Annotated in this window: 7 protein-coding genes; 4 read left to right on the forward strand and 3 right to left on the reverse strand. The window is 74.7% G+C overall.

Going from position 1 to position 8,946, the window contains the following annotated elements:
• Positions 1-59: 59 nt before the first annotated feature.
• On the reverse strand, positions 60-2,138 hold the full coding sequence (locus ABZ719_RS21380; protein WP_366726761.1) for a SpoIIE family protein phosphatase: 2,079 nt from the start codon (positions 2,136-2,138) through the stop codon (positions 60-62).
• A gap of 290 nt (positions 2,139-2,428) precedes the next feature.
• Here ABZ719_RS21380 and ABZ719_RS21385 point away from each other — a divergent pair, with 290 nt between their 5' ends.
• The 3 genes from ABZ719_RS21385 to ABZ719_RS21395 all read left to right on the forward strand — a co-directional run bounded on the left by ABZ719_RS21385 (position 2,429) and on the right by ABZ719_RS21395 (position 5,913).
• Positions 2,429-2,800, forward strand: a complete 372-nt coding sequence (locus ABZ719_RS21385; protein ID WP_366726762.1) for a hypothetical protein — start codon at positions 2,429-2,431, stop codon at positions 2,798-2,800.
• Positions 2,801-3,232: 432 nt separating this feature from the next.
• Entirely contained in the window at positions 3,233-5,248 is a 2,016-nt protein-coding gene (locus ABZ719_RS21390) for an NADPH-dependent 2,4-dienoyl-CoA reductase (RefSeq protein WP_366726763.1), read from the forward strand.
• 119 nt (positions 5,249-5,367) lie between these two features.
• Positions 5,368-5,913 carry a PadR family transcriptional regulator gene (locus ABZ719_RS21395; RefSeq protein ID WP_366726764.1) on the forward strand — a complete coding sequence of 182 codons (546 nt, stop codon included), beginning with the start codon at positions 5,368-5,370 and terminating at the stop codon, positions 5,911-5,913.
• A gap of 12 nt (positions 5,914-5,925) precedes the next feature.
• On the opposite strand, the gene ABZ719_RS21400 is transcribed toward ABZ719_RS21395, so the two are convergent.
• On the reverse strand, positions 5,926-6,468 hold the full coding sequence (locus tag ABZ719_RS21400; RefSeq protein ID WP_366726765.1) for a hypothetical protein: 543 nt from the start codon (positions 6,466-6,468) through the stop codon (positions 5,926-5,928).
• A 267-nt stretch (positions 6,469-6,735) separates the two neighbouring features.
• Entirely contained in the window at positions 6,736-7,689 is a 954-nt protein-coding gene (locus tag ABZ719_RS21405; protein WP_366726771.1) for a fibronectin type III domain-containing protein, read from the reverse strand.
• 475 nt (positions 7,690-8,164) lie between these two features.
• Between ABZ719_RS21405 and ABZ719_RS21410 the strand changes: the two genes are divergently transcribed.
• A complete protein-coding gene (locus ABZ719_RS21410) occupies positions 8,165-8,878 on the forward strand; it encodes a glycoside hydrolase family 75 protein (protein ID WP_366726772.1) in 714 nt (237 codons plus the stop codon).
• Positions 8,879-8,946 lie beyond the last annotated feature (68 nt).

Consider the following 8,946-nt stretch of genomic DNA (forward strand, 5'->3'; position numbering starts at 1 on the left):
GGCGGGCCGGTGCCGGCCCCGCGGCTGCGCGCCGCTGCACCCAGGACGAGTCGCTGCACCTAGGACGGTGTCTGTGCGCGGGCGACGAGCAGGGCCACGTCGTCGTGGTTGTCCGGCTGGCGCAGCGTGCGCAGCAGCAGGTCGCACAGCTCCTCCAGCGGCCGCAGCGGATCGTCGAGCAGCGACAGCAGCAGGTCCAGGCGTTCGTCCAGCGGATGCCGGCGGGTCTCGACCAGCCCGTCGGTGTACAGCACCAGCTGGTCGCCGGGTTCCAGGCCGACGGTGGTGGTGGAGAACGCGACGCCCCCGACGCCCAGCGGCACCCCTGTGGGCAGGTCGAGCAGCTCGGGCAGGCGGCCGGCCCTCACCCGGGCCGGCGGCAGGTGCCCGGCGTTGGCGATCCGGCACTGGCGCAGCCGCGGATCGTGGACGGCGTACAGGCAGGTGGCGATGGAGTGGTCCAGGCCGTCGGTGATCCGGTCCAGGTGCTCCAGGAGCCGCGCGGGGTCGAGGTCGAGCGAGGCCAGCGCCTTCGTGGCGGTGCGCAGCCGGCCCATGGTGGCCGCCGCGCCGATGCCGCTGCCCATGACGTCACCGACGACCAGGGCCGTCTTGTCGTCCTCCAGGGGGATCACGTCGAACCAGTCGCCGCCCACCTCGGTGGTGGCCCCGGCCGGCTGGTAGCGGGAGGCGACCTCCAGGCCGCCCGTGACGGAGGGGTGGTGGGGCAGGAGACTGCGCTGCAGGGTGAGGGCGGTGTCGCGGGCGTTCTGGTACCAGCGCGCGTTGTCGATCTGCACCGCCGCGCGGGCGGCCAGCTCGCGGGCCAGCAGGACGTCGTCGTCGCTGAAGGGAGCCGGGTTGCGGGTGCGTTTGAGGTCCAGGGCGCCGAGCACCTCGCCGCGCGCGATGAGCGGCACGGCCAGGTACGAGTGCACGCCCTCCCGGCTCAGCAGGACGGCGGCCTCCGGTGACCGGGCGATGCAGGTCAGGTCCTCGTCCTTCACGTGGGCCACCAGCACCGGCTCTCCGGTGCGCACGCACCGGGTGACCAGGCGGTCGGGGTCGTAGCGGGCGATCTGCCCGGGCGTGTCGGCGGCCTCCAGGGCGTCCGGGGCGTGGTCGGCCCGCACCGCGAGCGCCCTGATCACGGCCGGCTCGGCGGGTCCCAGTTTGCTGCGGCGGCCCCCGACGACCGCCTCCAGCAGGTCCACGGCCGCCACGTCCGCCAGTTCCGGCACGGTGACGTCGGCCAGTTCCCTGGCCGTGCGGTCCAGGTCGAGGGTGGTGCCGATCCGGGCCGAGGCGTCGGCGATCAGGGCCAGGCGCCGCCGGGCGGCCTCCGCCTCGATGCCCGCCCGGTACTGCTCGGTGATGTCGACGACCGACACGGCCACGCCCAGCGGGGTGCCGACCGCGTCCTCGAGCCGGTACATCGACACCGACCAGGCGTGGTCGTTGTCGGGGTCGGCCGGTGTCCTGCCGACCGCGAAGACGTCGACGACGGACCGTCCCGTCTCCAGGACGCCCCGCGCCGCCGACTCCACGGCCTCGGCATCCACCTGGACCAGCACCTCGGGGACGGTCCGGCCGATGTGCTCCTCGGCGCCGACGCCGTCGATCCGCTCCAGCGCGGGGTTGACCGACACGTAGCGCAGCCGGGTGTCGAGGACGGCCAGGCCGATCGGTGACTGCGAGACGATCCGCGCCGACAGGGCCACGTCCCGCTCCAGCCGCCGTACGGTCGACTGGTCCGCGGCGAGCCCGAGCGCGTAGACGTCCCCGCGGTCGTCCAGCAGCCGCATGTTGCGGAACTCCACCAGACGGGTGCTGCCGTCCTTGTGCCGGATGGGGAAGGCGCCCGCCCAGCTGCGGCCGGTGCGCAGGACGTCGGCGAAGAGTTTGATGACCACGTCGAGGTGTTCCTCGTGGACCATGATGCGGGCCGCGTACTGGCCCAGTGCCTCGCGCGCGGAGTAGCCGAACAGCTCCTCGGCCTGCGGGCTCCACAGCACGATGCGTCCGTCGGCGTCCAGCACCACCGAGGCCACGCGCAGCACGTCGAGCAGGCCGCTCGGCTGCAGCGGGCCGGACACCGGCTCGTCGCCCTCGGCCAGGGGAGCCCCGGCTGCAGTCATCCCACGCACCGCCTTCACCCGTCCACGCGGCCCGCCGTCCCCGGTGCCGGCACACCCCGTCGTACCGCGCCCCCGCTCACGCCGAGAGGGTCCGCCGCTTCCCTCCACCATCTCTCAACACCCGGGCGGCCGTCCCCCCGAATGCGCCGGAAGGGCCGCCCCGCGGCGGCCCGGAACGACGGCAGCGCCGCGGAGGAGGTGGTGCTTCGCCGAGAGGAATGAGGGTGGAACGCCGCTTCGGGGGAACCCCTGTGCGGTAGTACAGCGCGGTCACGAGAGGAGCGATCACGATGGAGAGCGAGCGAGCGCACCCGGAATCCGTCTCGGTGGAGCTGAGCGGATGCAGCAAGGAAGACGCCCGGACCGTGTTCGACGCCCTGTGCGCCTGCTATTCGTCCGACCGGTGTACGGACGACGTTCCCCGGAACTTCCACGAGGTACGCCCGACGGTGTGGCTCGGCACCTTCGACGTCACCGAGACGACCGGGTCCGAGTGCGGACCCACGCGGCTGGGGGCGTCCGTCACCGCGGACGTGCAGGGCGGCTACTGGGCGATCGACAGGTTCCGTACGACCCTGGACTCCCTGTTCACCGTGCAGGACCTGGCCACGGCCTCCGGGGACCAGGAGCGGGAGCTGCACGTGCGGCTGGAGAGCCGCTGAGGGCGCACGGCCGCGGGTACGGACCGCGGACCGCTGACGGCGGCCCGCTGACGGCGGCGGGGACGGCCGGTGCCGGCCCGCCCGCCGACGGGCGGCGGCCGCCCTTACGACGGTGACGGTGGCCCGTACGACGGTGACGGTGCGACGGAGGCCATGGAGGTGGCCGGTACGGCGGTGACGGCCGCCCGTACGGCGGTCAGGGCCGACGCGGGAGGGCGGCGGACCGGCGTACGGCCGCCGGGGTGACGGCGCGCGGCCGTCACCCCCGCCGCGTCCGTCCCCCAGCTGTCCCTTTCCCGCCCCATCGCCCGGAGACCGTCCGGCCACCCTCCGGGCGATGAGGCCGCACCTCCCACCTTTGTGCAACAAGTTGCATAACAGTCTCCGGGTCCTCTACAACTAGCGGGTACGACACCACGCACGGAGGGCCCGATGAGCCGTTACCCGCACCTGCTGAGCCCGCTCGACCTGGGCTTCACCACCCTGCCCAACCGTGTCCTCATGGGCTCGATGCACGTCGGGCTCGAGGAGGCCGAGGGCGGCTTCGAGCGCATGGCGGAGTTCTACGCGGCGCGGGCCCGCGGGGGAGTGGGCCTCATCGTCACCGGCGGCATCGCCCCCAACGACGAGGGACGGCCCTACGAAGGCGGCGCCACGCTGACCGACGAGGCCGAGGCCGCCCGGCACCGCACCGTCACCGCGGCCGTGCACCGCGAGGGCGGCCGGATCGCCCTGCAGATCCTGCACTTCGGCCGCTACGCCTACCACCGCGACCTGGTCGCCCCCAGCCCCCTCCAGGCGCCGATCAGCCCCTTCGTGCCCCGCGAGCTGACCGACGCCGACATCGAGCGGACCATCGACGACTACGCGCGCACCGCCCGCCTCGCCCGGCAGGCCGGCTACGACGGCGTGGAGATCATGGGTTCCGAGGGCTACCTGATCAACGAGTTCATCGCCGCGCCGACCAACCACCGCACCGACCGCTGGGGCGGCCCGTACGAGAACCGCATGCGCCTGCCGGTCGAGATCGTCCGCCGGGTGCGCGAGGCGGTGGGCGAGGACTTCATCGTCATCTACCGGCTGTCCATGCTCGACCTGGTGCCCGGCGGCTCGTCCCTGGACGAGGTGATCACCCTCGCCCGGGCCGTCGAGGCGGCGGGCGCCACCCTGATCAACACCGGCATCGGCTGGCACGAGGCACGCATCCCCACCATCGCCACCTCCGTGCCGCGCGGCGCCTACACCTGGGTGACCAAGAAGCTCATGGGCGCGGTCTCCGTCCCGCTCGTGACCACCAACCGCATCAACACCCCCGAACTCGCCGAGCGGCTGCTCGCCGACGGCTGCGCCGACATGGTGTCCATGGCCCGCCCGATGCTCGCCGACCCCGACTTCGTCGCCAAGGCCGCCGCCGGGACCCCCGAGGCCATCAACACCTGCATCGGCTGCAACCAGGCCTGCCTCGACCACACCTTCAGCGGGCAGATCACCTCCTGCCTGGTCAACCCGCGCGCCTGCCACGAGACGGAACTGGTGCTCTCGCCGACCCGCCGGCGCAAGCGCGTCGCCGTCGTCGGAGCGGGCCCGGCGGGACTGGCCTGCGCGGTGGCGGCGGCCGAACGCGGCCATCAGGTCACCCTGTTCGACGCCGCGAGCGAGATCGGCGGGCAGCTCAACGTGGCCCGCAAGGTCCCCGGCAAGCAGGAGTTCGAGGAGACGCTGCGCTACTTCCGCCACCAGCTCGCGGCGCACGGCGTCGACGTACGGCTGAACACACGCGTGGGCGCGGACGACCTCACCGGCTACGACGAGACCGTCGTCGCCACCGGCGTCACCCCGCGCACCCCCGACATCCCCGGCGTCGGCCACCCGCGTGTCGTCGGCTACCTCGACGTGCTCCAGGGCGGCGCCCCCGTCGGCGAGCGGGTGGCGATCCTCGGCGCGGGCGGCATCGGCTTCGACGTCGCCGAGTACCTGACCGACGGCGGCGAGAGGACGAGCGAGGACCCGGCGGCGTACTTCCGCGCCTGGGGCGTCGACACGGACTACCGCACGCCCGGCGGCCTCGCCGCGCCCGAGCGGCCCGCCCCGCCGCGCACCGTCCACCTGCTCCAGCGCAGGACCACCAAGGTCGGCGCCGGACTGGGCAGGACCACGGGCTGGATCCACCGCACCGAACTCAGGCACCGGGGCGTCACCATGGTCCCCGGTGTGCGCTACGACCGGATCGACGACGCCGGACTGCACATCACCGTCGACGGCACGAGCCGCGTCCTGGAGGTCGACACCATCGTGCTGTGCACCGGGCAGGAACCGCGCCGGGACCTGTACGACGAACTGCTCGCCGCCGGACGCAGCGTGCACCTCGTGGGCGGCGCGGACGTGGCCGCCGAACTGGACGCCAAGCGCGCCGTCAAGCAGGGCACGGAACTGGCGGCGGCCCTGTAGCACCGCCGCCCGGCCGCCCGGGGTCCGGCCTCCCCCGTCCCCGGCGGCCCGGACGGGCCCGTCCCGGGCCGGGTCCGGTCCCTGCCCGGCTCGGCCCCGCCCTCCCTAGGATGGAGCGCATGTCACTGCCGCACGCCATCCTCACCGCCCTGCTGGAGAAACCGTCCTCGGGGCTGGAGCTGACGCGCCGCTTCGACCGGTCGATCGGCTACTTCTGGTCGGCCACGCACCAGCAGATCTACCGCGAGCTGGGAAAGCTGGAGGCGGACGGTCTGATCCGCACCCTGCCGGCCGAGCAGTCGGCCCGCGGGCAGAAGAAGAGCTACGAGGTCCTGCCCGCGGGCCGTGCGGAACTGGCCCGCTGGAGCGCCGCCGCGCAGGACCCCAAGCCGCTGAGGGACGCCCTGCTGCTGCGGCTGCGCGCCGCCGCGGTGGTCGGCACGGCGGGCATCCAGGACGACCTCAGACGCCACCTGGAGCTGCACGAACGGCAGTTGGCGGAGTACCGGGAGATCGAGGAGCGCGACTTCCCGCCCGGCCGGGACGGCGCGCAGGACCGGCTGCGGCACCTGGTGCTGCGGGCCGGCATCGACCTGGAGACCTTCTGGACCCGGTGGCTGGAACACGCCCTGGAGGAGTTCGCCGAGCTGCCGGACGGCGCCTGAGAGCGCGGACCCTCACAGCCGGTACGGCCTGGAGCGGCGGCGCAGCACCCAGCCCGTGGCGATCAGGCCGGCCCCCACCAGGGCCCCGCCCGCCGCGAACGTGACCGTACGGTAGTCCTTGACGGCGCCGCCGAGCCCGCCCATCACACCGCGCGAGGGCCTGGCGGGCGCGGACGTGGCCGAGACCGCCGGTTTCGAGGCGGCCGCGACGACGATCGACTGGGTGCCCGCGGTGATGTTGTCGGAGCACACCACGATGACGGTGTAGGTGCCCGGCCGCACACTCTGCCAGGCGGCCGACTGGCTCACGGTCGTCCCCGCCAGCGCCGACCTGCGTCCCTGGGCGAAGCTGGTCTGCCCGGGCGCGAGCAGCGACGCCGTCCCCCAGCCGCCGCCGACCAGGGTGCACGCGCTGGTGGTGACCGACACGGTGGAACCGTTGGCGCTCACCGAGATGCCCGGGCCCGCGGCGGCCGGCGCGGCGGCGAGGGCGAGAGCGGCGGTGACCGCCGCCGCGGCCGGGGCGGAGCGCGTGAGTGGCTGAGCGTGGCGCATGGGAGTCCCTCCGGCGGCACGGTCGGCGGACCACCCCATGTGCCGCCGGAGATAGGGAATCGCCCGTGCTGCCTCCTCAAGGGGCAGCCAACGCCCCGCGGGCGCCGGTCGCACGCGCGGCGCGCCCACCCGGGTGACCGCCGCCGCGACGGCGGCTCCGGCGGACGGATGCCACCGGGGTGCGGAGAGCGGCGGGGGTCCGGTGCCGGGGGTCCGGCGGCCGGCGGGTGGCTCCTGCGCACAGGCCCCGGGCCTCGGCGGGCCCGGCTACCGGCGGTCCTGCCCGGTGGTCACCGTGCGCTCGGGCGAGAAGCCGCCCCAGGTACCGTCGGGCAGTCTCGCCCGCAACCGGACCCGGTGCGCGGCCCCCGCTTCCCGGCCCAGGTAGAAGCTGTACGACGCCGTCCCGCGCGGGGGCGTGCCGCCCCAGACCAGGGAGGTGGCCGGCCGCCCGTCGAGTTCGATCTGGTACTCCGTCACCACGGTCTCCGTGCGCGGCGCGACCCAGTCGAGGTCGAGGTAGTACGCCCCGTCCGCCCGGTGGGCCGCCGCGTGGAACGCGGTGGGCGCGGTGTCCCGCCCGTCGTCGGAGCCCGGGGTGGTGAGGGGGACGGCGGCGCTCGCGGGGGAGAGGTTGCCGGCCGCGTCGCGGGCCCGCACGGTGAAGGAGTAGCGGGTGCCCGGCCGCAGCCCGGTGAGCACCGTCGCCGTCTGGTTCCCGCCCACGCTGTGGATCCTCGTGGCGCCCTGGCAGATGTCGTAGGAGACCACGCGCCGGTCGTCCTCGGAGGACTGCCAGGACAACTGGACGGCCCGGCTGCCCACCGTCCGGCCGCGCGGGGAGCGCGGACGGGACGGGGCCGAGCGGTCGGCCGGGGCGGCCGCGGGCGTCGTCGCCCGCACCGGCCGGCTGCGCGGCCCGAGCCTGCCCTCGGTGTCCAGGGCCCGCACGGTGAACACGTACGCCGTCGACGGGCTGAGCCGGGTGACGTCCGCCATGTGTTCCGTGGCCGGTACGTCCGTCACCCGCGCGGTGCCCCGGTAGATTCGGTACGCCCGGACGCCCGACCCGGAGGGCGAGGCGTTCCACATCACGTGCACGCTGGTGGCGCTGCCGGCCGCCGCGGTGACCCCGGTGGGCGCACCGGGGCGGCCGCCCTCCCCGTCGTCCGCGGCCCCCCGCCCGCACGCCGCGAGCAGCACCAGCGCCCCGCAGACCACGACGACACGCCCGGGACGGCGGTGAACGCCGCCGGGCGGGGAAACCGGTTCGGGAACGCGTCGCACGCGGCCTGCCTCCCCGTCAACTGCGGCGCGGGAAGCCCGAACACCGCTTCGGTCAAGGTCCGGACCAATATGCCGCGTTGATGTGAGCCCATCAAGAGGGCCCGAGCCGTGCGCGCCGCGGGACCGGGCGGGGCGGGGCGTGCACGCGGTTGCGTATGCTGAACCACATCCCAGCCGAACTCCTGGAAACACCAGGGAAGTTCGTGCCGTGGCGCGGACCGCTGTCGTCGCAGATCCCGCGCCGTCGCCGGCGGCCGGGGCGGCACGGGCCCTGCGGGGCCGGCCCCCGGCCGTCCGGCGGGCATGACGCACCATGCGCCGTCCGGTCCCCTAACGTGTGCCGCACGATCACCTTCATCCCCGATGAGATGAAAGTCAGTCAATGTCCCCGAGGAGAGGGTTCCTCATCGTGCGTGTCCAGTCGCTGACCCTCGTCGCGGCGAGCGCCGCCCTGCTGGCTCCGACGACACTGCCCGCCACCCCCGTCCCGTACCGCCCCCCGGCGGAGCCCGCGGCCCGCGGCGACGGCGACGTCGTGGCCGCCGACCTGCTGGCCAGGACCCGCCACTGCGCCCAGGTGTCCCACGGCCGCTACCGCTCCGACGCCGGCACCCGCGCCACCATCCCGGTCTGCGGGCTGTCCGGCGCCGTCTACTGGAAGGCGGACCTGGACATCGACTGCGACGGACGGCCCACCCGCCGCTGCAACCGGCGCACCGACCCGCAGTTCTCGCCCGCCGCCGCCTACACGCAGTCCGACGGCCGCCGGCTGAACGCCGAGCGCCTGCCCTACATCGTGCTGCCCGCCCCCAGCCGGATCTGGAACCACCGCGCCCACGGCCTGCGCGGCGGATCCGTCGCCGCCCTCGTCTACCGCGACCGGGTGCGCTTCGCGGTCGTCGGCGACACCGGGCCACGGGACGTCATCGGCGAGGCCTCCTACGCCGCCGCCCGCCAGCTCGGCATCCCCGCCGACCCGCGCGGCGGCGGCGCACGCTCGGGCGTGACCTACATCGTCTTCGAGAACTCCCGGGTCGGCCGCATCGAGGACCACGCCGAGGCCGTGGCCCAGGGGGAGCGGCTGGTCCGGCGGCTGGTGGGCGGCAGGACGCGGACCCGGTGACCGGGGGAGGGGCCGGTCCGGCCCGTGTCCCTCAGCCCGATCCTGCCCCCTGCGGCGGTGCCGGGAAC

The organism is Streptomyces sp. NPDC006743 (assembly GCF_040703815.1).
In the GTDB taxonomy this organism is placed as follows: Bacteria; Actinomycetota; Actinomycetes; order Streptomycetales; family Streptomycetaceae; genus Streptomyces.

What these genes read in the sequence shown, in the direction of transcription:
- ABZ719_RS21400 (WP_366726765.1), bottom strand. Translation starts at nt 6,468, where the DNA reads ATGCGCCACGCTCAGCCACTCACGCGCTCCGCCCCGGCCGCGGCGGCG.
- ABZ719_RS21395 (WP_366726764.1), top strand. Translation starts at nt 5,368, where the DNA reads ATGTCACTGCCGCACGCCATCCTCACCGCCCTGCTGGAGAAACCGTCC.
- ABZ719_RS21390 (WP_366726763.1), top strand. Translation starts at nt 3,233, where the DNA reads ATGAGCCGTTACCCGCACCTGCTGAGCCCGCTCGACCTGGGCTTCACC.
- ABZ719_RS21380 (WP_366726761.1), bottom strand. Translation starts at nt 2,138, where the DNA reads ATGACTGCAGCCGGGGCTCCCCTGGCCGAGGGCGACGAGCCGGTGTCC.
- ABZ719_RS21385 (WP_366726762.1), top strand. Translation starts at nt 2,429, where the DNA reads ATGGAGAGCGAGCGAGCGCACCCGGAATCCGTCTCGGTGGAGCTGAGC.